This window comes from Caballeronia sp. SBC1, from assembly GCF_011493005.1.
In the GTDB taxonomy this organism is placed as follows: Bacteria; Pseudomonadota; Gammaproteobacteria; order Burkholderiales; family Burkholderiaceae; genus Caballeronia.
Window position 1 is genome coordinate 432,906 of record NZ_CP049156.1, and the last position, 21,435, is coordinate 454,340.

The 21,435-nt window shown below is 59.5% G+C and carries 18 protein-coding genes; 13 read left to right on the forward strand and 5 right to left on the reverse strand.

The window, feature by feature from the left end; genetic code table 11:
* Window positions 1-351: 351 nt before the first annotated feature.
* From SBC1_RS01930 to SBC1_RS01940, 3 genes are all read left to right on the forward strand, one after another.
* Window positions 352-1,497, forward strand: a complete 1,146-nt coding sequence (locus SBC1_RS01930; RefSeq protein WP_165987093.1) for a porin — start codon at window positions 352-354, stop codon at window positions 1,495-1,497.
* A gap of 278 nt (window positions 1,498-1,775) precedes the next feature.
* Window positions 1,776-2,183 carry a CHRD domain-containing protein gene (locus SBC1_RS01935; RefSeq protein ID WP_370469600.1) on the forward strand — a complete coding sequence of 136 codons (408 nt, stop codon included), beginning with the start codon at window positions 1,776-1,778 and terminating at the stop codon, window positions 2,181-2,183.
* Between the two features lie 98 nt (window positions 2,184-2,281).
* Window positions 2,282-3,208, forward strand: a complete 927-nt coding sequence (locus SBC1_RS01940) for an alpha/beta hydrolase (RefSeq protein WP_165086069.1) — start codon at window positions 2,282-2,284, stop codon at window positions 3,206-3,208.
* A 13-nt stretch (window positions 3,209-3,221) separates the two neighbouring features.
* Here the strand turns inward: SBC1_RS01940 and SBC1_RS01945 are convergent, their stop codons facing one another.
* A complete protein-coding gene (locus tag SBC1_RS01945; RefSeq protein ID WP_165086071.1) occupies window positions 3,222-4,064 on the reverse strand; it encodes an EcsC family protein in 843 nt (280 codons plus the stop codon).
* A 105-nt stretch (window positions 4,065-4,169) separates the two neighbouring features.
* Here SBC1_RS01945 and SBC1_RS01950 point away from each other — a divergent pair, with 105 nt between their 5' ends.
* Both SBC1_RS01950 and SBC1_RS01955 read left to right on the forward strand, forming a co-directional pair.
* Window positions 4,170-5,768, forward strand: a complete 1,599-nt coding sequence (locus SBC1_RS01950) for an MDR family MFS transporter (protein WP_165987095.1) — start codon at window positions 4,170-4,172, stop codon at window positions 5,766-5,768.
* 110 nt (window positions 5,769-5,878) lie between these two features.
* Window positions 5,879-6,373, forward strand: coding sequence for a MarR family winged helix-turn-helix transcriptional regulator (locus SBC1_RS01955; RefSeq protein WP_165988769.1), 495 nt, complete (start codon window positions 5,879-5,881; stop codon window positions 6,371-6,373).
* Here the strand turns inward: SBC1_RS01955 and SBC1_RS01960 are convergent.
* Complete coding sequence (locus SBC1_RS01960) at window positions 6,370-7,644, reverse strand: amino acid deaminase (protein WP_165086076.1); 1,275 nt, start codon at window positions 7,642-7,644, stop codon at window positions 6,370-6,372. The genes SBC1_RS01955 and SBC1_RS01960 overlap by 4 nt on opposite strands.
* 148 nt (window positions 7,645-7,792) lie before the next feature.
* Between SBC1_RS01960 and SBC1_RS01965 the strand changes: the two genes are divergently transcribed.
* Genes SBC1_RS01965 through SBC1_RS01975 form a run of 3 tightly spaced genes read left to right on the forward strand, consistent with a single transcriptional unit; the run spans window position 7,793 to window position 10,637 of the window.
* Window positions 7,793-8,704 (forward strand): MurR/RpiR family transcriptional regulator, encoded by a 912-nt coding sequence (locus tag SBC1_RS01965; protein ID WP_165086078.1) that lies wholly within the window; start codon window positions 7,793-7,795, stop codon window positions 8,702-8,704.
* 42 nt (window positions 8,705-8,746) lie between these two features.
* On the forward strand, window positions 8,747-10,231 hold the full coding sequence (locus SBC1_RS01970) for an amidohydrolase family protein (protein ID WP_165987097.1): 1,485 nt from the start codon (window positions 8,747-8,749) through the stop codon (window positions 10,229-10,231).
* A gap of 19 nt (window positions 10,232-10,250) precedes the next feature.
* A complete protein-coding gene (locus SBC1_RS01975; RefSeq protein WP_047895630.1) occupies window positions 10,251-10,637 on the forward strand; it encodes a RidA family protein in 387 nt (128 codons plus the stop codon).
* Window positions 10,638-10,682: 45 nt separating this feature from the next.
* Here the strand turns inward: SBC1_RS01975 and queF are convergent, their stop codons facing one another.
* From queF to ilvA, 3 genes are read right to left on the reverse strand one after another with little or no spacing between them, the layout of a single operon-like run.
* Complete coding sequence (gene queF / locus SBC1_RS01980) at window positions 10,683-11,513, reverse strand: NADPH-dependent 7-cyano-7-deazaguanine reductase QueF (protein ID WP_165086083.1); 831 nt, start codon at window positions 11,511-11,513, stop codon at window positions 10,683-10,685.
* Complete coding sequence (locus tag SBC1_RS01985) at window positions 11,513-12,415, reverse strand: 5'-nucleotidase (protein ID WP_165086085.1); 903 nt, start codon at window positions 12,413-12,415, stop codon at window positions 11,513-11,515. Before SBC1_RS01985 ends, queF begins: the two co-directional genes overlap by 1 nt.
* 7 nt (window positions 12,416-12,422) lie before the next feature.
* The gene (ilvA, locus tag SBC1_RS01990) at window positions 12,423-13,946 is read right to left on the reverse strand and encodes a threonine ammonia-lyase, biosynthetic (protein WP_241201996.1); all 1,524 of its coding nucleotides are present in this window, start codon (window positions 13,944-13,946) and stop codon (window positions 12,423-12,425) included.
* Between the two features lie 557 nt (window positions 13,947-14,503).
* Between ilvA and SBC1_RS01995 the strand changes: the two genes are divergently transcribed.
* The 5 genes from SBC1_RS01995 (at window position 14,504) to SBC1_RS02015 (ending at window position 21,420) form a co-directional block, all read left to right on the forward strand.
* Window positions 14,504-18,592 (forward strand): FAD/FMN-binding oxidoreductase, encoded by a 4,089-nt coding sequence (locus SBC1_RS01995; RefSeq protein ID WP_165086090.1) that lies wholly within the window; start codon window positions 14,504-14,506, stop codon window positions 18,590-18,592.
* Between the two features lie 36 nt (window positions 18,593-18,628).
* The gene (locus SBC1_RS02000) at window positions 18,629-19,057 is read left to right on the forward strand and encodes an HIT family protein (protein WP_165093018.1); all 429 of its coding nucleotides are present in this window, start codon (window positions 18,629-18,631) and stop codon (window positions 19,055-19,057) included.
* 81 nt (window positions 19,058-19,138) lie between these two features.
* Entirely contained in the window at window positions 19,139-19,549 is a 411-nt protein-coding gene (locus SBC1_RS02005) for a gamma-butyrobetaine hydroxylase-like domain-containing protein (RefSeq protein WP_165987099.1), read from the forward strand.
* Between the two features lie 97 nt (window positions 19,550-19,646).
* Window positions 19,647-20,378 carry a bifunctional demethylmenaquinone methyltransferase/2-methoxy-6-polyprenyl-1,4-benzoquinol methylase UbiE gene (gene ubiE / locus SBC1_RS02010; protein WP_031357560.1) on the forward strand — a complete coding sequence of 244 codons (732 nt, stop codon included), beginning with the start codon at window positions 19,647-19,649 and terminating at the stop codon, window positions 20,376-20,378.
* Window positions 20,379-20,403: 25 nt separating this feature from the next.
* Complete coding sequence (locus SBC1_RS02015; protein WP_165086098.1) at window positions 20,404-21,420, forward strand: Tim44 domain-containing protein; 1,017 nt, start codon at window positions 20,404-20,406, stop codon at window positions 21,418-21,420.
* Window positions 21,421-21,435: the final 15 nt, after the last annotated feature.

Consider the following 21,435-nt stretch of genomic DNA (forward strand, 5'->3'; position numbering starts at 1 on the left):
GGTGAAATAGGAATAGGACTAAAGGGGAGCAAAGCGAGCTTGTGTCGTGCGGTTGCTACTGTCGCAACTCTGCAACGCGTGCAACTAATTAGGTATCCGGAGGTTAATTAGAGATAGCTGGAATGCCTGATGGAGCAAGCGTTTGAGCGAAAGGAAACCGTATTTTTCGACTTATTCAAAAAGCCTTTTGTGCGTGTGTTGATGGTTCGGTTAAAAGCCCGCGCCCTAAACTTTGGTTCAGCCGAATCACGGTGTCCGGTGAAGACCGGAAACGAGTCGCCTTGATGTCACGCAGGAAGGCTTCGCGTTATGCAACCAGTCGAGTCGTCAGACTCATTAAAGGGATCACACATGAAAAAGACTCTGATCGTCGCGGCCGTTGCCGCTTCTTTTGCGACCGCCGCAAGTGCGCAGAGCAGCGTTACGCTGTACGGCCTTATCGATGCTGGCTTCAGCTATGTGAACAATGAAGTTGCTCCGAATACTGCCAAGGGCAGCGCCGCAGCATTCCGCGTGTCGAGCGGCAACATCAACGGTAGCCGTTGGGGCCTGAGGGGCACGGAAGACCTCGGTGGCGGCATGAAGGCAATCTTCACGTTGGAAAGCGGTTTCACCATGGGCGACGGTTCGGCGCTTCAAGGTGGCCGGGAGTTCGGTCGTCAGGCATATGCTGGTATCTCAACTGCTCAGTTCGGTACCGTAACGCTCGGTCGCCAGTATGACTCCTTGGTCGACTATCTCGCCCCAATGACGGCTACCGGTAGCTGGGGTGGCACGTACTTCGCGCATCCGCTCGACAACGACAACGCGAACAACTCGTTCCGCGTCAACAACTCGGTCAAGTACCAAAGCGCGAACTACTCCGGCCTCACGTTTGGCGGCCTGTATGGCTTCTCGAACCAGGCTGGTGGATTCGGTAACAACCGTGCTTACAGCGCGGGCGCACAATACGCGAACGGTCCGTTCAAGATTGCAGCGGCTTACCTGCAACTGCAAAATCCGAACTCCAATCTCACCGGCGGTGCGATGACGGACAGCGGTGCTGGGACGAACTTGGTGGCGAACGCAGCGAGTGCGTCGGTGCAGACGCAGCGTACGTACGGTGTTGGCGCGAACTACGCGATTGGTCCGGTGACAGTCGGCGGTGCATGGACGCAAAGCCGCTTCCAGTTCGCAGTGGGCGATTCCACAGCGCGCTTCAACAACTATGAAGTGAATGCACGTTATGCACTGACGCCGGCATTGGCACTTGGCGCAGCGTATACGTACACCGACGTGAAGGGCTACACCACGGGCGCGAACAACAACGGCCACGAGAAATTCCACCAGTTCGGTTTGCAGACCGACTACTCGTTGTCCAAGCGCACGGACATCTACGCGGAAGGCGTGGTTCAGCTTGCTAAGCAGGGTGCCGAAGCACAGATTTACAGCACGGGCAACTCAGCCGCTCATGGCAACCAAGTAGTGGTTACGACGGGTATTCGTCACCGCTTCTAAATTGCTGAAAGTTTGACGTTGTAACGAAAAGGCGCCGAGAGGCGCCTTTTCGCATTTCCGGTCTCGTATCGGCTATCTGGATTCATGGGTAAAGGCGGGGCGCGCAAAATGCACTACTATGGCGCGTCGATGAGCCTGTGCTTATTACTCTCGTCCTTCGCGGCGGTAGGCAGACGATAAGCAGACGACTCGTCCACTAGTCAGTCACCCAAGGGAGAGCAAACATGTTCACGAGATTCAGTCTGCGTAACAGCGTGTTGGGTTTGAGCGTGGTGTTGATGTCGTCCGTTGCGTCAATGGCATCGAACTCAGCGTTCGCCGATACCGTCGCTTTGCAAGCGAACCTGCAGCCGTCGAGTGAAGTGCCGCCGCGCGTGAGCAAGGGGCACGGCGTGCTGAAAGCCACCTTCGACACCACGACCAAGACGCTGCAGTGGACCATCACGTACGCCGATTTGTCGGGTCCTGCGACCATGGCCCATTTCCACGGCCCTGCGCCCGTGGGACAGAACGCGAAGGTGCAGGTTGCTATCGACAAGAACGCGCTGCCTAGTCCTATCACCGGGCAGGCTACGCTTTCGGAGCAACAGGCCACTGATCTGTTGGCCGGCCAGTACTACTTCAATATCCATACCGAGCAGAACCCGACGGGAGAGATTCGCGGGCAGGTCATGCCGGCGAACTGAAGTCATCCGGCAAATAGCGCGGCTCTAGTGACACACGGCATGACATACAGCTTCCCGGGCGATCGTATGATCGACGATCACCTAAAAGAGGAGCCGCGATGAGTTGGCAAAGCGAGCTGGCGTGCTGGGTTTTACGGCGCTGGACGCGTCCCGAGACGGCGAAGCCGGGAATTGATGCCGCCCGCGCCCGCGCGATAACGTCAAAACGCGTATGGTCACCGAAGGTCCCCGCTGGCTGGCGCCTCGTTGAGCGGTATGGCGAGCATGATGCGCCGTTGCGCGGCGAATGGCTAACGCCTGAGAAGCCGTCTGATATCACGATGCTCTATCTGCACGGCGGCGGGTATTACTTCTGCTCGCCCGCTACGCATCGGGGGATCGTTTTCCCTTTTGCAAGGCGCTCAGGCGCGCGCACTTTTTCCCTCGACTACCGGCTCACGCCGGAACACCCGTTTCCGGCGGCGCTGGATGACGCGCTGGCGGCGTATCGAAGACTGGTGGCCGATGGCGTGTCGCCTGCGCGTTTGGTCATCGCTGGAGATTCAGCAGGCGGTGGACTTGCACTGGCCACGTTGCTCGCTCTACGCGACGCGGGCGACCCGCTGCCGGCCGGCGCGGTGATGTTTTCGCCATGGACGGACCTGGCGGCGACCGGCGCGTCGATCACGACCAACGAGGGCCGCGATCCCATGTTCCACGGCAGGGCGTTCGCGCCGGTGGGGAAGTTTTATGCGGGAGAAACCGACGTGCGTCATCCGTACGTGTCGCCGCTATATGGGCGGTTCGGCGGATTGCCGCCGCTATTTTTCCAGGTCGGCGATACCGAAGTGCTGTTCGACGACTCCACACGCGCAGCGGAGAAAGCCCGCGCGGCCGGCGTGCGTGTAGAACTCAACATCTGGCCGAAGATGCCGCACGTCTTCCAGATGTTCGCGCCGTTCGTGCCAGAGGCGAACCGCGCGCTGGAGCAGGCGGCGGAATTCGTGCGCCGGGTGACCGCTCCGCAGGCCGTGGAAACACCATAAACAAGCTAGCGGTTCACTTCCCGCTCGCTATATCGATGGTCTGAAAAGCGCGCTCGACCGCCAGTTGCCCGTATTGGCGCTCCAGCCGGCGCACGGTGAAATGTCCGTGCGCCATCTGCTGAAAGTGATCGATGAAGACCGTATTGACCATGGCGCCGAGCACTGCGCCGATTGCCGGGATTGACTTGGCGGCGACTTGCTCGCTCACCTGCACCGAAAACCGCGACGCCACCGTCTGCAAGAATTTGAGCAGCGCGGTCGAACCGTGTGCGCTCAATCCCTTCGACGCAATCTCGCTCGTCGCTTTCGATACCGACTGCGCGAGCGTCCCACGCACGATGAAATAGCCGATATCGGCGGCATCGTCGCTCGAACTCGGGCCGCCCATGCCGAGCACCATCAAACATTGCAACTGGGTATCGATCAGATGCACGTCTTCGCCCTCGCTGCGCGCAATGTCGCAAATCGAGCGAAACATCAGCGTCGTCGTGACGGGTAATTCCACCGGCAGCGCGAACAGTCCAAACGCGCCGCCGGCCGCTCCCGTGGTCGCGACCGCCAGCTTGTGCATCAGGTTGTGCGGTTTTTCGGGCGGCAGCACAACGCCGTCGACCGTACTTTTGCTGAGCGTGCGCAATGCGAGTTGCAGGCATTTCTTGAGCGCGGCCTGCGTTGCTTCGTCGACTTTTTCCTGAGCGACGTTCGGCATTTTCGACATCAGCTTTTCGATGGGCGAGCCGACCAGACTCGCGAGTTTCATCGTGAGCGAGGGGCTTTCCAGCGCCTCTTTGGCACGGCGCAAGGTCGCGAGATCTTCCTGCGAGAGGGGCGAAGCGGCGATGGGCGTCGGTTCCATGGCAATTTTAGAAAAGGTTAAGAAGGCGTCTGGCCTTGGATTAGAGCCTTTCGCCGTGCTATGATTCCCGTTCTGTTGACTAGTCAATCATTGCGGTATCAAAAAATGGCCGTCCATACTGCCGAGCATCACTCAGCGGGGCAAGTGCTCCCGTTTCGCGAATCGCTGATGGCGATGCTGGGCGTCTGCTTCGTGACCATGCTGGTCGCGCTCGATCAAACCGTGGTCGGCACAGCGTTGCCCACCATCGTCGCCGAACTCAGGGGTTTTGACCTCTACGCCTGGGTCGCCACGTCGTATTTGCTCACGTCCGTCATCACCGTGCCTATTTTCGGCCGGCTTGGCGACTATTACGGGCGCAAACCGTTCGTGATTGCGTCCATTGTCGTGTTTACCGTCGCATCCGCACTTTGCGGCCTCGCCAACAACATGCTTTTCCTCGTGCTCGCGCGCGGCCTTCAGGGCATTGGCGGCGGCATGCTGGTTGGCACCGCGTTTGCCTGCATCGCCGATCTCTTTCCTGACTCCGTCGTGCGCCTTCGCTGGCAGGTGATGATGAGTTCGGCGTTTGGTATTGCAAACGCGGTCGGTCCGTCGCTTGGCGGGATTCTGACCCAATATTACGGCTGGCGCTCCGTGTTCTACGTGAATTTGCCGGTCGGTTTGCTGTCGGTGTTTTTCGTCTGGCGCTTCCTTCCGCATCTTCGGCACGTCAAGCATGAAGGCAAGATGCGTCTGGACTGGCAAGGCGCGGGCCTGATCGCGATTGCGCTCGGTTCGCTGCAATTGTTTGTCGAAATGCTGCCGAAGCATGGGCTGTCGGCGCAGTCGCTGATGCTGCTCGTTGTTAGCGTTGCGTCCAGTTTCGCGCTTTGGAAGTGGGAACGGCGCTGCGATTACGCCATTCTTCCCATCGATATGTTCCGCAACAAGAGTCTGTCCGCGCTCTTCACGCTGGCGATTCTTGGCGGTTTCAGCATGTTTTCGCTGCTGTTTTACGCGCCTCTGCTGTTTCAGGGCGGTTTTGGCATGTCGCCGAAAGACGCCGGCCTGATGATCACGCCGCTGGTGGTGTTCATTACGATCGGCAGTATTGTGAACGGCCGGATCGTGACACGCGTCAAGAATCCCAACGCAATGCTGTTCGTCGGTTTCGCGCTGCTCGCGCTGGCGTGTCTCGGCGTGGTGATCGCCACGCGCTCAATGCCGCGTCCGTTGTTGATGACGTTCATGGTGCTGGGCGGAATGGGGCTGGGTTTTGTCATGCCGAACCTCACCGTGTTCGCGCAATTGACCGCGGGAAGGGAACATCTGGGGATTGCGACGGCGCTGCTGCAGTCGCTGCGCATGATTGGCGGGATGATCGGCACGGCGCTGACGGGCACGCTGATCAGCCACCTGTACGCGAGCGGCGTGCATCTTTCACTCGATAAAGACAACGCGACTCACTGGTTCAGCGATCTGAGCGATCCGCAGATTCTCATCAACCACGACGCTCAAACCACGCTGCTTTCGCAACTCGCGGCCGCGGGTCATAACGGCGCGATGCTGCTTGAATCGGCACGCGAGTCGCTGGTTGCGGCCATTCACATTGGTCTGGCGGTTGCGGCGGTTGTAGCGGTGCTGGCCGTATGGCAATCGCGTCGCGTACCGCCAATACGATTGAAGGGCGCGAAGATTGAACCGGCGGTCATGGCCGAATGAGCTCAATAGCAGACAGTAAGCACGCGAAGAGCCCCGCGGGTACAAACGACGCGCAAACGCGCAACACCGAAGCAATCAGCATTAAAGCAGTCGGCCCGGAACCAATCAGCATGGACGAAACGGAACGTATCGCCTTCATACAGCAGTTCGGGCGCACTTATCGTGCGTTCATGCAGGCGTTCGAAATGCAGGTCGGCCATCCCATGCCGCGCTGGCGCATCCTGCTCGCGCTGCACGATCACGCCGGTGAGTTGTCGCAGAAGCGGCTGGTGGAACGGTTGCGCGTGGACCCGGGCGCGCTCACGCGGCAGTTGAAGACGCTGGAGGCGCTGGGCTGGATTGCGCGCAGTGTTGATCAGCGTGACAACCGGGTATCGAACGTGGTCCTCACCGACGCCGGCCGTGCCGTCACCGAAGCCGGTATGCCGCGCCGCAATGAGTTCCTACACGAGACACTTTCAACGCTTCCCGACGACGCCGTCACGGCGCTCTCCGGCGCGCTGCGCGCGCTAGAGCAACGGATTCAGGAAGTTGCCGCTGGAACGGCCGAGGTGAGCGGCACGATGAGCGGCACCGACAGTGCCGCTCTTCCGGACGACGCCTAGAACGACGTTTCGATCACTTCCTTCACGCGATATTTTGTATCGAGGACCAGGATCTGGCGCCATTTGTCGAACGTCAGGCAGGGGTGCGATATGTCGAACGCGATCATGTCGCCGACCTTGATGTCGTCGCCCGGCTTGATCCGCAGATACGCGTGCTGGTCCATCATGCCGAAGATTTCCCAGCCTTCGTCCGTTGTGATGTCGCGCGGCCACTGCGTGCCGGGACGGAAATGCCGAGCGGGTTCGGGCATGCCGGAGTCGAAGGCGGCATCGCGTTTGCCCATGCCGATAATCACGCGATCCGGCTCCGGAATCGACTGCACGTAAGCCCACAATTGCAGCGCCGGTTTCAACCCTTCGCCCATTTTCTTCGCGATCGGGTTGCGCGCGAAAATCTCGTTCTGCGCTTTCTTGTACACACCCACGTCGTGCGTCAGATAGCAGCCCGGACGCAGGATGACCTCGATGGCATCGCTATTCGCTTTCGCGAATTCATCGGCGACCACGTCATACCACGCCGATCCCGCGCCCGAGAGAATGGCCGGCTTGCGCTCGATCTTGCCATCGGCGACCAGTGCGCGCGTCACGTCCACCGCGTTCTGCAGGAACGCCCGTACCTTCGGTTCGTCCTGCAGCACACCCTCATACAATTCCACGCCCGTGAGCTTCACGGCATTGGGCCAGCGTGCAATGGCGGCCAGCACCGCGTCGCGCTGCGCGTCGTCGCGAATACCCGTTCGGCCGCCCGCCACGCCTAGCTCCAGCAGCACGTTCACCTGCTTGTTCACATCGCCGAAAAACGCGCCGAGCTGATCGACGTTATCGGCAGAATCGACAAGACAATGGAACTCGAAACTGGGATCGGTGAGCAACTCCGCGATCATGCCCATGTTGCGCTTGCCGACCAATTGGTTGGCCATCAGCACGCGCTGCACACCGCCGCGATACGCCGCGCGCACTTGGTGCGCGGTGGCAAGCGTGATGCCCCACGCGCCCGCTTCCAGCTGGCGGCGGAACAATTGCGGCGCCATGGTCGTCTTGCCGTGCGGCGCGAGTTTGACGCCGTATTCGGCCACGAAGGCCTGCATCCACTTCAGGTTGTGCTCGATCCGGTCCGCGTACAGCACGGCGGCCGGCAGGCTCACGTCCTCGTCCAGCAGATTCCAGTCAAGGCGCGCGGCGTCCACGAGATGCACGCTGACGCCCGGCACCATGCCCAGACCCTTGCCGAAAGGGTCGATCGTCGCGCTTTGATAGTTTGTAACTTTCATGTGCTGCTACTCCATCGTTCGTTTGTATAGAGTCAGGGGCTTGTATGGATGCTATCGATTCAATATCGAGATTGACTCGACAATGGTACAGAAAGTACGATGCCCGAGACATTGTTATTTAGTACCACGCTTGGAAAAAAGGGTCTCAATGAACGTTTCGTCCGAACCGCCCGCCTTCGATATCGTTGCCCGGATTGCCGAGCGCGCGCCCGAATTGCGCACGGCGGAACGGAAGGTCGCGGCGCTTATTCTCGACGATTTGACCGGTGCATCGCGTGCCAGCATTGGCGCGCTCGCAAAAAAAGCCGACGTCAGCATTGCGACCGTGACGCGTTTTGCGAAGGCGGTCGGTTGCCAGGACGTGCGCGAGCTTAAATTGCGGCTGGCTCAGGCGGCGGCGGTCGGCCAGCGATTCTTGCGCGGCAGTTCGTACGACGAAACAGACAAAGACGATCCTGCTGATTCGCTCGCCGCCCGTATTTTCGACGACATCCAGACCACGCTCGCCCACAATCGCGGCGCGCTGCGAGCGGCGCCGATTGCCGCCGCCGCCGATGCGCTCGCCGATGCGCAGATGATCTACGTCTTCGGCATGGGCGGCGGGTCGACCGCTTTAGCCGATGAAATGCGCTTCCGCCTCGTCCGGTTGGGGCGGCCGGTGGCGTCATATCAGGACGGCTTATTGCAGCGGATGGTTGCCGCGACGCTTTCGCGCGAGCATGTGGTAGTGGCGTTATCGGTGACGGGGCAGACACCCGAAATGGTCGAAAGCTGCAGGATCGCGCGGGAATATGGCGCGCGTGTGATTGCGCTGACCGCTCCCGCGTCGCCGCTGGCGCAATTGGCCAACTGGCTGATTCCGATCATCGCGAACGAAACCGATTTTATCTACAAGCCGTCGACGTCCCGCTACGCCATGTTGATGGCGCTCGATCTGCTCGTCACCGAACTTGCCGTGAAGCAGGGCGAGACGAGCCGCGAGCTTTTGCGGCGCATGAAACACGCGCTGGATGCTTATCGAGGCGGCGGTGTCGATGAGCGTCAGCCTTTGGGCGATTGACCGGCTTCCGGGCAAAACGCGCGAATTTTTGGGAGATGAAGCATGGCATCGGAAGGTGGTGAACACGTCGATACGCTGATCAAAGGCGCACGGATGATCGACGGAACGGGCGCGCCCGCGTTTCAGGGCGATCTGGCCGTGAAGGATGGCCGGATTGTCGCGATCGGCGAGCTGACTGGCTGGACGGCGGAGAACGTCGTGGAGGCGGAGGGGCGGGTGCTGGCGCCGGGTTTTATCGATGTCCATACGCACGACGATACCCAGGTCATTCGATCGCCGCAGATGTTGCCGAAGATATCGCAAGGCATAACGACGGTGGTTGTTGGCAATTGCGGCATCAGCGCGTCGCCGGTGACGTTGAAGGGCGAGCCGCCTGATCCAATGAATTTGCTCGGCGCTCAGGGCGATTTTCAGTATCCAACCTTTGCGGCTTATATCGATGCCGTGAATGAGGCGCGTCCAGCGGTGAATGTGGGCGCGCTGATCGGGCACACGGCGTTGCGCAACAATCATATGGACCGGCTGGATCGCGGGGCATCGGCTGAGGAAATCGATGGCATGCGCGCGCAGTTGGAAGAAGCGTTGTCGCATGGCGCGCTTGGGTTGAGCAGCGGTCTTGCCTACGGTTCGGCATTCAGCGCACCGCCGGAAGAAGTGATGGCGCTGGCGGAACCGCTCGCCAACGCGGGCGCGTTGTACACCACGCACATGCGCACTGAATTCGACGCGATTCTCGACGCAATGGATGAGGCGTATCGGGTGGGAAAGCACGCGCGTATTCCTGTTGTGATCTCGCATTTGAAGTGCGCCGGACCGTCTAACTGGGGGCGCAGCGCCGAGGTTTTGAAGTCGCTTGAAAACACGCGCGAGGGTCAGCCGGTTGGATGCGATTGTTATCCGTACAACCGGAGTTCATCGACGCTCGATTTGAAGCAGGTCACCGGCGATATCGACATCACGATCACGTGGTCGGAACCGCATCCGGAGATGGCGGGCAAACTGATTTCCGCGATTGCCGCTGAGTGGGGCGTGACGCAGCAGGAGGCGGGCAAGCGCTTGCAGCCGGCGGGCGCGGTTTATCACAACATGTCGGAGGACGATGTGCGACGGATTCTGTCGCACCCGGCAACCATGGTCGGTTCCGATGGTTTGCCCAACGATCCGTTGCCGCATCCGCGTTTGTGGGGTGCGTTTCCGCGCGTGTTGGGGCATTACGCGCGCGATACCTCGCTGATTGCGCTCGAGGAAGCGGTGCGCAAGATGACGGGGTTATCGGCGCGGCGGTTTGGGTTGTCGGAGCGCGGCGAATTGCGCGTGGGGTATCACGCGGATCTGGTTCTTTTCGATGCCGACAAGGTCAGCGATACCGCCACGTTTGTTGAGCCGCGACAGGCGGCGGATGGGATTGATGCAGTTTGGGTGAATGGCGTGCTTTCGTATTTCGATCATGCTGTGACCGGATTGCGGGCGGGACATTTTGTGGCGCGTGGCGAGGGTTCGAAACTCGATGCGCTCGGGCAGTTTTGATTAACGTTGAGGATTTGAAATGAAACGATATGGCGTAGAAGGCGGGAAGGGGCAGGGCGGTGCGGTGATGCCGTTTTCGCGTGCGGTTGAAGCGGATGGATGGCTGTTTGTTTCAGGCCAGACGCCGATGGAAAACGGCGAAGTGATTGAAGGCGGGATTGTGGCCCAATCGCATAAGGCGATTCAGAATGTTTTCGCGATTTTGAAAGAAGCGGGGTATGGCGCTGAGCATGTCGTGCGCTGCGGGGTTTGGCTTGATGACCCGCGGGACTTCGCTTCGTTTAATAAGGTATTCAAAGAATACTTTGGCGAGCATCCGCCGGCACGCGCGTGCGTGGTTTCATCGATGGTGATCGATTGCAAGGTTGAAGTGGATTGCGTGGCTTATAAGAAGGCTGGCGCTTAAGCTTTGCGTGTGGTTCGCGCGGGCGATTGCCCGCGCGAACCGCTTTTACTGCCGCGCCAAGCGCGCGTTATCCGGCAGCGGCAGATTAAAGTTGGTACGGAACGGATTGATATCCAGCCCGCCGCGCCGCGTATATCGCGCATATACGGCTAGCCGTTCCGGCTTGCATTCACGCATTACATCCAGAAATATCTGTTCAACGCATTGCTCGTGAAACCCGGTATGTTCGCGGAAAGAAATGATATATCGCAGCAATCCGGCTTGATCGATCGGTGCACCGACATAACGAATCTGAACGCTGCCCCAATCCGGCTGCCCGGTCACCGGACAATTCGATTTCAGCAGATTAGAAAACAGCGTTTCATCAACCGGTGACTCGCCAAAAGACGCGCTCAATAACGAAGGATCGGGGGCGTAAATATCCGTATCCAGATCCAGCCTGTCCAGCGACAACCCTTCAAACTCTTCCATCTTCAGCTTCACGCCAAACTCATAAGGCGCGACAAGCTGCACAGAAACATTCGCACCAGCGACCGCCGAAACGTCCTTGCGAATCACGTCACGAATCTCATCGATAGAATCAAAAGCCGTTTGCGACAAAGATCCCAGATACAGCTTGAATGACTTCGACTCGACAATATTGGGCGATTCCGCCGGCACGATAAATGTTGCCACCGCAATCTGCGGTTTGCCTTTCTTGTTCAGCCACGAAAGCTCGTAGGCGTTCCAGATATCGGTGCCGAAGAACGGCAGCGGACCCGTGAGCCCAAGCGCGTCGCGCCCCGACTTGCGAGGGATGGGGAAAAGCAGCGCCGGATCGTACCGTTCGGAGTACTGGACAGGCTTGCCGAGGGGAGATTGTTCAGGTGTATGCATTATTGATTCGATATGCCACTTGGAACGTGCCCCGTCGCCGTCACGACGCGGGCCGACTCGCAATGGCCAATTTGATCGTCGAAGAAAAAATCGGGTTCGAACTTGCCCAGGAACGGGCCTTTGTTCAATCCACCGAGGAACATCGCTTCGTCGATTTCGATGTTCCAGGCCATCAATGTCCGGATCGCCCGCTCATGAGCCGGCGCCGATCGTGCCGTAACAAGCGCCGTGCGAATCCGCATCCGCGTTGTGTCATGGCTAAGTTTTTGCAGCTTGTGAAGCGCTTCCAGCAACGGTTTCAACGGCCCATTCGCCAACGCCAGATCTTTCTTGCCGACTTCATGCTCCACGAACGCGGGCAAGCCTTGCGCCTGGAAAACTTGCTCGGCTTCGTCGGAGAAAAGAACGGCGTCGCCGTCGAAAGCAATCCGGATTTCGTCAGGATACCGGCTTGCGGCAAGCGGCGCTCGCGGGACGACCGTCGCGGCAGGAAAACCGGCGGCGAGGGCGTCGCGGACATCGGCGGAATTCGCCGATAGAAACAGCGACGCCTGGAACGGTTCCAGATACCCGAACGGTGACCGGCCGCGCGTGAATACGCCGCGCTCGATCGCCAAGCCATGTTCCTTGCACGAACTGAACGCGCGCAGACCGCTGATGGGATCGCTGCGAGACAAAATCACGACTTCCACGCGCCGTTCGCCGTCCACATTCAACGCGAGCAACTTCTCGATCAGCGAGAACGCAATGCCGGGTTTCGCCGGCACATTCAGCCGTGAGCGTTGCAGCGCTTCGTAGTCGCGCAAATCGCCGGTCTCATAGACTTCGTTCTCTTCTTCGAAGTCAAACAGCGCCCGCGACGAAATGGCGACCACCAGCTTGTCCTTCAGCGTGAACGCCATGCGTGCGTCAGGCGAGGAAGAGCTTGTAGACGGGGTTCGCGCCTTCGTCCCACCACTGATAACCCAGCGTGGCGAGGAATTGCCCGAAGGCCGCGTTATCCGATGCCGGCACTTGAACGCCAACGAGAATCGAGCTCGTATCCGCGCCCTGGTTCCGGTAATGGAACAGGCTGATATTCCAGTTTGGCGCCATCGACGAAAGGAATTTCATCAGCGCGCCCGGGCGCTCCGGAAACTCGAAACGCAGCAGGCGTTCGTCTTGCGCGAGCGGAGAATGGCCGCCCACCATGTAGCGGATATGTTGTTTCGAGAGTTCGTCGTGGCTGAGATCGACCGTAGCAAATCCGTGTTCGATAAACGCGTTCGCCATTTGCACCGCTTCGCCGCGCGTCTTGATCTGCACGCCGACAAAGATATGCGCCGCGTTGGCATCTGCAATCCGGTAGTTGAACTCGGTCACGCTGCGTGTACCGACCAGTTCGCAAAACCGCTTGAAACTGCCGCGTTCTTCCGGAATGGTCACTGCAAATACGGCTTCGCGCGCTTCACCGACTTCGGCACGTTCCGCGACAAAACGCATCCGGTCGAAGTTCATGTTCGCCCCGGACGTGACGGCGACCAGCGTCTGCGCTTCCAGCCCGTCGCGCTCGGCATACAGCTTTGCACCCGCAACCGCCAGCGCTCCCGACGGTTCCAATACGCTGCGCGTGTCCTGGAAAACGTCCTTGATGGCGGCGCAGAGCGCGTCGGTATCGACGGTAATGACTTCGTCGAGCAGCTCGCGGCACAACCGGAACGTTTCCTCGCCGACGAGTTTCACCGCGGTGCCGTCGGCAAAAAGCCCGACTTCGGTCAGCGTGACGCGCTCGCCTGCCTCAATGGATTGCTTCATCGCGCACGAATCGATGGCTTGCACGCCAATTACTCGGATTTCCGGCCGCACGGCCTTCACGTAAGCCGCGACGCCTGCCGCGAGCCCGCCGCCGCCGATGGGGACGAAAATAGCGTGAATTGGCCCTTGGTGCTGGCGCAGGATTTCCATGGCAACCGTGCCTTGGCCGGCGATGACGTCCGGGTCATCGAACGGATGCACGAACGTCAGGCCGCGCTGTTCCTGCAACTTCACGGCGTGGCCGTACGCGTCGCTATAGGATTCACCGTGCTGGACGATCTCCACGGTCGGGCCACCGAACGCGCGCATGGCGTCGATCTTGACCTGTGGCGTAGTGACGGGCACCACGATCACCGCCTTGCAGCCGAGCCGCGTGGCCGAATACGCGACGCCCTGAGCATGATTTCCCGCCGATGCCGTAATCACCCCGCGTGCCAGCACGTCGGCGGAAAGCTGCACCATCTTGTTGTACGCGCCGCGAATCTTGAATGAGAACACCGGCTGGTTGTCTTCGCGCTTCAAATAGACCGAGTTGCGAAGGCGTGCCGACAAATTGCGGGCGTGTTCGAGTTCGCTTTCTCGCGCAACGTCGTAGACGCGAGCGGTCAGGACTTTCTTGAGGTAATCAGGGTGTGCCATGCCGGGAGTCGTTCGCGCCGTCGGGGTGCGCGCCATTTTGAGAGCGAAAACATCAATGATAGCGCCATCGGAACCCAAAACGCCGCCAATGCGTGCTGATCGCACCGCTTTGCTTGGTATTAACCGGCCGTCCGGTCGATACCAAAAATGCCAAAAACGCTTCCAAAACGGGCGTGCATAAAGCCCTTTAATCCGCTAGCCAGCGCGAACGGCGAATATCGCGATGAGTTAGAATTCGTTTTTCGATACAGGATCGGAAGATGCAACGGCAGTCCCGGACCGGCTTTTTGACGCATGTTCCCCGCGACCCTCTATGCGAGTGCTGCGCGCTCTGCTGCGCTATCCACGCGGCTTCGGAACGTCATGCGCGTCATCAGCGATCCTGGCGCTGATTCCGGTACCCCCGAAGGTTTTGCATCGTTCGCCAACCCCTGCCGGCGAGCACCTTCACAAAAAAGTATCACTCGAAAATCTGCGCGTCCCCGCGCAATGCCGGCTATAGCGCTGCTCGTGATCTCATCGTCAGCACAAAGCGCCGGCTCACCGAACTGTCGAATATGAACGCACCCCAAGCCTTCGATCCGAACGGCGCCGCGCATGCCGTGGCCCTGGATACCGAGCCGCGCCTGCGCGAAATTCCCTATAACTACACATCCTTTTCCGATCGCGAAATCGTCATTCGCCTGCTGGGCGAGGAAGCCTGGGCCGCCTTGGCCATCCTGCGCAGCGAACGCCGCACGGGCCGTTCGGCTCGCATGCTGTACGAAGTGCTCGGCGATATCTGGGTCGTGCGCCGCAATCCGTATCTGCAAGACGACTTGCTCGATAACCCGAAACGCCGTGCATTGCTGATCGAAGCGTTGAATCACCGCCTCGGCGATATCGAAAAGCGTCGTAAAGCGGATTTGTCGCAGCATCAGGACGACGCCGGCCGGGATCGCGCAGCGCGTGTTGAATTGTTGATCAGCGCCGCCTGCCGCGCGGTCGAAGATTTCAAGAAGGAATTCGAGCAGACCTACGACTTGCGTAAAAAGGCGTCGAAGGTGCTGGGGCGGGTGACGGAAAAGGACAACATCAAGTTCGACGGCTTGTCGCGCGTCTCCCACGTGACCGACGCAACCGACTGGCGCGTCGAATATCCGTTCGTCGTGCTGACGCCGGATACCGAGGCGGAAATCGCCGGCATGATCAAGGCGTGTTTTGAACTCGGGCTGACCGTGATTCCTCGCGGAGGCGGCACGGGTTACACGGGCGGCGCGATTCCTTTGACGCCGTTCGCGGCCGTTATCAATACCGAAAAGCTCGAACAGCTTGGACCCGTCGAAATGACGGATCTGCCGGGCGTCGATCACAAAGTCGCGACCATTTTCTCGGGCGCGGGTGTGGTTACGCGTCGCGTGACCGAAGCCGCCGAACAGGCCGGTTTCGTCTTCGCTGTCGATCCCACGTCGCTGGATGCATCGTGTGTCGGCGGCAATGTCGCGATGAACGCCGGCGGCAAAAAGGCCGTGCTGTGGGGCACGGCGCTCGACAATCTGGCCTGGTGGCGCATGGTCGATCCGCAGGGCAACTGGCTCGAAGTCACGCGCCTGGATCACAACTGCGGCAAGATTCACGACATCCCCGTGGCGCGTTTCCGGCTCGACTGGTTCGACGGATCGCGCGCGCCGGGTGAGAAATTGCTGCGCACGGAATCGCTCGATATTTCCGGCAGCAAGTTCCGCAAGGAAGGGCTTGGCAAGGACGTGACGGATAAATTCCTGTCGGGTCTGCCGGGCGTGCAGAAGGAAGGTTGCGACGGGCTGATTACATCGGCGCGCTGGATCCTGCACAAAATGCCGGCGCACACGCGCACCGTCTGCCTCGAATTCTTCGGCCAGGCGCGCGACGCGATTCCGAGCATCGTGGAAATCAAGGATTACTTGTTCGAGACATCGAAGAAGGGCGGCGCGATTCTCGCCGGTCTTGAACATCTCGACGAACGTTATCTGCGCGCCGTCGGTTACGCGACCAAAAGCAAGCGCAACGCGTTTCCAAAGATGGTGCTGATTGGCGATATCGTCGGTAACGATCCCGATGCTGTGGCCCAGGCCACCTCCGAAGTCGTGCGCATGGCGAACGGCAAGAGCGGCGAAGGGTTTGTCGCGGTGAACGCCGAAGCGCGCAAACGCTTCTGGCTCGATCGCTCGCGCACGGCCGCTATCGCGAAGCATACGAACGCGTTCAAGATCAATGAAGACGTGGTGATCCCGCTGAACCGCATGGGCGAGTACACCGACGGGATAGAGCGGATCAACATCGAGTTGTCGATCAAGAACAAGCTGCAACTTGTTGATGCGCTCGAAACGTTCTTCAAGACGGGCAAGCTGCCCCTCGGCAAGAGCGACGACGCCAACGAAATTCCGAGCGCCGAATTGCTCGAAGACCGGGTGCAGCAAGCCCTCGATCTGTTAAAACGCGTGCGCGAACGCTGGACGTTCGTTGGCGAAAAGCTGGATCTGCCGTTGCGCGAAGCGCAGCATTATATGGTTCAGCTCGGCTACGAAGGGTTGGCCGAAAAGATGGCCGATCGTGTGGATTCCCAGCCGGGCGTCCGCGTATTCGACGTCGCGCAGGACCGCACGATCCGCATCTCCTGGAAGCAGGAGATTCGCGCCGAATTGCGGCACATCTTCAATGGCGGCGAGTTCAAGCCCATCCTCGAAGAAGCGCAGAACATCCACAAAACGGTGCTGCGCGGCCGCGTATTCGTCGCGCTGCACATGCATGCGGGCGATGGCAACGTCCACACCAACATCCCGGTGAATTCCGACAACTACGAGATGCTGCAGGACGCGCACGTCGCGGTCGCACGCATCATGAAGCTGGCGCGGGATCTGGATGGCGTGATTTCGGGCGAACACGGCATCGGCATTACGAAGCTGGAATTCCTGACGGAAGACGAAATCGCGGAATTCCGCGACTACAAACAACGCGTTGATCCCGAAGGCCGCTTCAATGCGGGCAAGTTGCTCGCGGGCGCCGATCTGCGCAATGCCTACACGCCAAGCTTTGGCTTGATGGGCTATGAATCGCTGATCATGCAGCAGTCGGATATTGGCGCGATCGCGGACTCCATCAAGGACTGTCTGCGTTGCGGCAAGTGCAAGCCGGTTTGCGCGACTCATGTACCGCGAGCGAATCTGCTTTATAGCCCGCGCAACAAGATTCTCGCGACATCGCTGCTGGTCGAGGCGTTTCTCTATGAAGAGCAGACGCGTCGCGGGGTATCGATAAAACATTGGGACGAATTCAACGACGTCGCCGATCACTGCACCGTCTGCCACAAGTGCGTGACGCCGTGCCCGGTGAAGATCGATTTCGGCGATGTCACCATGAACATGCGCAACCTGCTGCGCAAGATGGGCAAGAAGAAGTTCAACGCGGGCAACGCGGCCGGCATGTTCTTCCTCAACGCCACGAATCCGCAGACCATCAATCTTGCCCGCACGGCGATGATGGGTGTCGGTTACAAGGCGCAGCGGCTGGGCAACGAGGTGCTGAAGAAGTTCGCGAAGAAGCAGACGGCGAAACCACCGGCAACGGTCGGCAAGCCGGCGGTGACGCAGCAGGTCATCCACTTCATGAACAAGAAGATGCCGGGCAACTTGCCTAAGAAGACGGCGCGGGCATTGCTGGACATCGAGGACAACAAGATTGTCCCGATTATCCGCAACCCGAAGACGACGACATCGGATACGGAAGCGGTCTTCTACTTCCCGGGCTGCGGCTCGGAGCGTTTGTTCTCGCAAGTCGGTCTCGCCACGCAGGCCATGCTGTGGGAAGCCGGCGTGCAGACCGTGTTGCCGCCGGGTTATCTGTGCTGCGGTTATCCGCAGCGTGGTGCTGGTCAATTCGATAAAGCCGAGAAGATCGTCACGGATAACCGCGTGTTGTTCCACCGTGTGGCTAATACGCTGAACTATCTGGATATCAAGACGGTGGTGGTGTCGTGCGGGACTTGCTACGACCAATTGGCCGGGTATGAATTCGAGAAGATTTTCCCGGGCTGCCGAATTATTGATATCCACGAATTCCTGCTGGAAAAGAACATCAAGCTGGAAGGCGTGACGGGGACGCGCTACATGTATCACGACCCCTGCCACTCGCCGATCAAGACAATGGACCCGATCAAGCTCGTGAATGAACTCATGGGCTCGGCCAACGATGGCTACAAAATCGAAAAAAATGATCGATGCTGTGGCGAATCGGGCACGTTGGCGGTTACGCGGCCGGACATTTCGACGCAAGTGCGTTTCCGCAAGGAAGAGGAAATCCGCAAGGGCGCGGCCAAACTGCGGGACATTCCGCTAGTGGGCGAAGCCGGAGCGAACGCTGTGAACATGGCGAACGCGTCTGCTGGAACGGCGGGTGCTGCACCGGGTTCAGTGTTAAAAGCAGGTGACGCTGAATCCACTGGCCCCGACGTCAAGATTCTCACGAGCTGCCCGTCCTGCCTGCAAGGTTTGTCGCGGTATAACGAGGACGCGAACATCGAAGCGGATTACATCGTCGTGGAAATTGCCCGCAAGGTGCTCGGCGCGAGCTGGATGGAAGATTACGTGGCGCGCGCTAACGATGGCGGTATCGAGCGCGTGCTGGTGTAATAGCGGAACCGGGGCTTGTTTCGCTAGAGGAAAATGATGGACTGTGTCTTTTGCCGTGAAGACGGCGGCGAGGTTTTGTGGTCGGACGACGCAGTGCGGGTCGTTCTCGCCGATGAGCCAGAGTGGCCGGGCTTTTGCCGGGTGATCTGGCACGCGCACGTGGCGGAGATGTCCGATCTCGACAATGCCGCCCGGCTCAAGATAATGACGGTGGTGAACGGCGTGGAGCGTGCGATCCGTCGCGTGCTCGCGCCGGCCAAAATCAATCTGGCGAGCCTCGGCAACCAGGTTCCGCACGTTCACTGGCACGTCATCCCGCGCCATTCCAACGATTCCCGTTTCCCGTTGCCCATCTGGGCGCCGCGCCAGCGGACGGTGTCGCTGGCGCTGCAGTCCAATCGCCGGGCTCAGGCCACGTTGCTGCGCGAAGCAGTGCGCGCCGAGATGGCGCTGGCGTTCGCCTGAGCCATTGACCCTCTGACCCTCTGACCCTCTGACCCAGGCCGCCCCGGGCTAACTGACCACCTGATTCAATAAAGGCTCACCATGAGCGGACTGACCAAACAAACGCCGATCCCGACGGGCATCGTCGTGCATTCGAAAACGCGCGCCCTGGAGTTGCAATATGGCAACGATCAGACGTATCGCGTGCCGTTCGAGCTGTTGCGCGTATATTCGCCCTCGGCGGAGGTGCAGGGCCACGGTCCCGGGCAGGAAACGCTGCAAACGGGTAAGCGCGACGTGCTGATCATCGCAATCGAGCCGGTCGGCCACTACGCGCTGCAGCTCAATTTCTCCGATGGCCACAATACCGGTCTCTATTCCTGGGACATCCTGTACGACCTCGCGGTCCGCCAGGATGAACTCTGGGCTGACTATCTCGCAAAACTGGAAGCAGCGGGCATTGACCGCGATACGCCAATGACGCCGAAAGCGTCCGGCGGACACTGCCACTGACCGACTTTTACCTTGTTGCGGCAATTTGTCGCGGCAACCGGCCAAAATTCCGCATTCGGACGCGGCCAACAACACGAACAAGATGAGGACGAACGCGATGAGCAAGACCCACTTCGGTTTTGAAACGGTCGACGAACAGGAAAAAGCGAAGAAGGTGGCGGGCGTTTTTGATTCGGTCGCGAGCAATTACGACTTGATGAACGACCTGATGTCGGGCGGGCTGCATCGCGCGTGGAAGTTCTTCGCGATCGGCCAAGCGAAGGTTCGTCCAGGCTACAAAGTGCTCGATCTGGCAGGCGGGACGGGCGATCTGGCGAAAGCGTTCGCGAAACAAGCGGGCGAAAAAGGCGAGGTCTGGCACACGGATATCAATGAATCGATGCTGCGCGTCGGTCGTGATCGCCTGATTGATCGAGGTGTGATCACACCTACTCTGATCTGCGACGCGGAGAAGATTCCGTTTCCGGACAATTATTTCGATATCATTACAGTTGCCTTTGGACTTCGTAATATGACGCACAAAGATGGTGCGTTAGCCGAAATGTATCGGGTGTTGAAGCCGGGTGGCCGAGTCCTGGTTCTGGAGTTCTCGAAGGTCTGGGAGCCCCTGAAGAAAGCGTACGATCTCTACAGTTTCAAGTTTTTACCGTGGCTTGGCGACAAGTTCGCGAAAGATGCGGATAGCTATCGCTACCTCGCCGAGTCGATCCGGATGCATCCGGATCAGGAAACTTTAAAAATAATGATGGAACGCGCAGGATTGGATCGAGTCGAATATTACAATTTGTCAGGTGGCGTGGTAGCTTTACACGTCGGGACCAAATTTTAATGTTCCACTTTTATAAGGATTCGAAATGTCCGATTCGCGCTTACCCCAAACTCGGGGTTTCCTGAAGTCGTTATTCAGGAAAGCCGGGGTCGTTGCGCTGGCTGGCGTAATCATGGCCGGTGCTTTGATTGCTGAAGATGCAGAAGCACGCCGCATGGGTGGCGGCCGCAGCATGGGTCGTCAATCAACGAGCGCCGCGCAACAGAATCAGGCCACACCACCCTCGCAGTCCATGCAGTCGGGCCAGGCAGCGAACGCACAACGTGCGGCGCCGGCAGCCGCACCTGGGGCTGCGGCTGCACAGCCGGCGCGTAACCGCTGGATGGGACCGCTCGCGGGTCTCGCAGCGGGTCTGGGCATAGCAGCGCTGCTGTCGCACTTTGGTCTTGGCGGCGCGTTCGCCGGCGCAATGGCAAATATGATCATGATCGCGTTGATCGTTATGGCCGCTGTCATGGTGTTCCGCTTCATCATGAATCGCAGGAAAAACGCCAATACACCGGCGTATTCAGCCGCTGGCGCGGGTTCGCCGTTCGGCGGATCGGCACGTACCGGGTTCAACTCGCAGGAGCCGAGCTATGTGCCGCAGTCGGCCCCGGGTGGTTATGGTCCGTCCGCCGCTGCGCTGAGCAACGCGAACACGATCGAAGCCGCACCGCAAGTCGAGGTGCCCGCAGGCTTCGACAGCGAAGCGTTCGTGCGTAACGCGAAGGTTTATTTCGTGCGCTTGCAGGATGCATGGGACCGCGGTAACTCCAATGACATCCGTGAATTCACCACGCCGGAAATGTTCGCCGAAGTGAAGCTGGATATAGATGCACGCGGCACGCAGCCGAATCGTACCGACGTCGTGCAGCTCAACGCCGACATCCTGGGCGTTGAGGAGCGCGGCACGGAAAGCCTTGCCAGCGTGCGTTTCCACGGCCTGATTCGTGAATCGGAAGGCGCCGCGGCCGAGCCCTTCATCGAGATCTGGAATCTGTCGAAGCAGAAGTACGGCAACGAAGGCTGGTTGCTGGCCGGGATTCAGCAGGTCAGTTAATTGGGCGGATAAAAC

What these genes read in the sequence shown, in the direction of transcription:
- ubiE (WP_031357560.1), top strand. Translation starts at nt 19,647, where the DNA reads ATGAGCAAGACCCACTTCGGTTTTGAAACGGTCGACGAACAGGAAAAA.
- SBC1_RS01945 (WP_165086071.1), bottom strand. Translation starts at nt 4,064, where the DNA reads ATGGAACCGACGCCCATCGCCGCTTCGCCCCTCTCGCAGGAAGATCTC.
- SBC1_RS01965 (WP_165086078.1), top strand. Translation starts at nt 7,793, where the DNA reads ATGAACGTTTCGTCCGAACCGCCCGCCTTCGATATCGTTGCCCGGATT.
- SBC1_RS01995 (WP_165086090.1), top strand. Translation starts at nt 14,504, where the DNA reads ATGAACGCACCCCAAGCCTTCGATCCGAACGGCGCCGCGCATGCCGTG.
- queF (WP_165086083.1), bottom strand. Translation starts at nt 11,513, where the DNA reads ATGCATACACCTGAACAATCTCCCCTCGGCAAGCCTGTCCAGTACTCC.
- SBC1_RS01950 (WP_165987095.1), top strand. Translation starts at nt 4,170, where the DNA reads ATGGCCGTCCATACTGCCGAGCATCACTCAGCGGGGCAAGTGCTCCCG.
- SBC1_RS01975 (WP_047895630.1), top strand. Translation starts at nt 10,251, where the DNA reads ATGAAACGATATGGCGTAGAAGGCGGGAAGGGGCAGGGCGGTGCGGTG.
- ilvA (WP_241201996.1), bottom strand. Translation starts at nt 13,946, where the DNA reads ATGGCACACCCTGATTACCTCAAGAAAGTCCTGACCGCTCGCGTCTAC.
- SBC1_RS01935 (WP_370469600.1), top strand. Translation starts at nt 1,776, where the DNA reads ATGTCGTCCGTTGCGTCAATGGCATCGAACTCAGCGTTCGCCGATACC.
- SBC1_RS01960 (WP_165086076.1), bottom strand. Translation starts at nt 7,644, where the DNA reads ATGAAAGTTACAAACTATCAAAGCGCGACGATCGACCCTTTCGGCAAG.
- SBC1_RS01955 (WP_165988769.1), top strand. Translation starts at nt 5,879, where the DNA reads ATGGACGAAACGGAACGTATCGCCTTCATACAGCAGTTCGGGCGCACT.
- SBC1_RS01985 (WP_165086085.1), bottom strand. Translation starts at nt 12,415, where the DNA reads ATGGCGTTCACGCTGAAGGACAAGCTGGTGGTCGCCATTTCGTCGCGG.
- SBC1_RS01940 (WP_165086069.1), top strand. Translation starts at nt 2,282, where the DNA reads ATGAGTTGGCAAAGCGAGCTGGCGTGCTGGGTTTTACGGCGCTGGACG.
- SBC1_RS02005 (WP_165987099.1), top strand. Translation starts at nt 19,139, where the DNA reads ATGAGCGGACTGACCAAACAAACGCCGATCCCGACGGGCATCGTCGTG.
- SBC1_RS02015 (WP_165086098.1), top strand. Translation starts at nt 20,404, where the DNA reads ATGTCCGATTCGCGCTTACCCCAAACTCGGGGTTTCCTGAAGTCGTTA.
- SBC1_RS02000 (WP_165093018.1), top strand. Translation starts at nt 18,629, where the DNA reads ATGGACTGTGTCTTTTGCCGTGAAGACGGCGGCGAGGTTTTGTGGTCG.
- SBC1_RS01970 (WP_165987097.1), top strand. Translation starts at nt 8,747, where the DNA reads ATGGCATCGGAAGGTGGTGAACACGTCGATACGCTGATCAAAGGCGCA.
- SBC1_RS01930 (WP_165987093.1), top strand. Translation starts at nt 352, where the DNA reads ATGAAAAAGACTCTGATCGTCGCGGCCGTTGCCGCTTCTTTTGCGACC.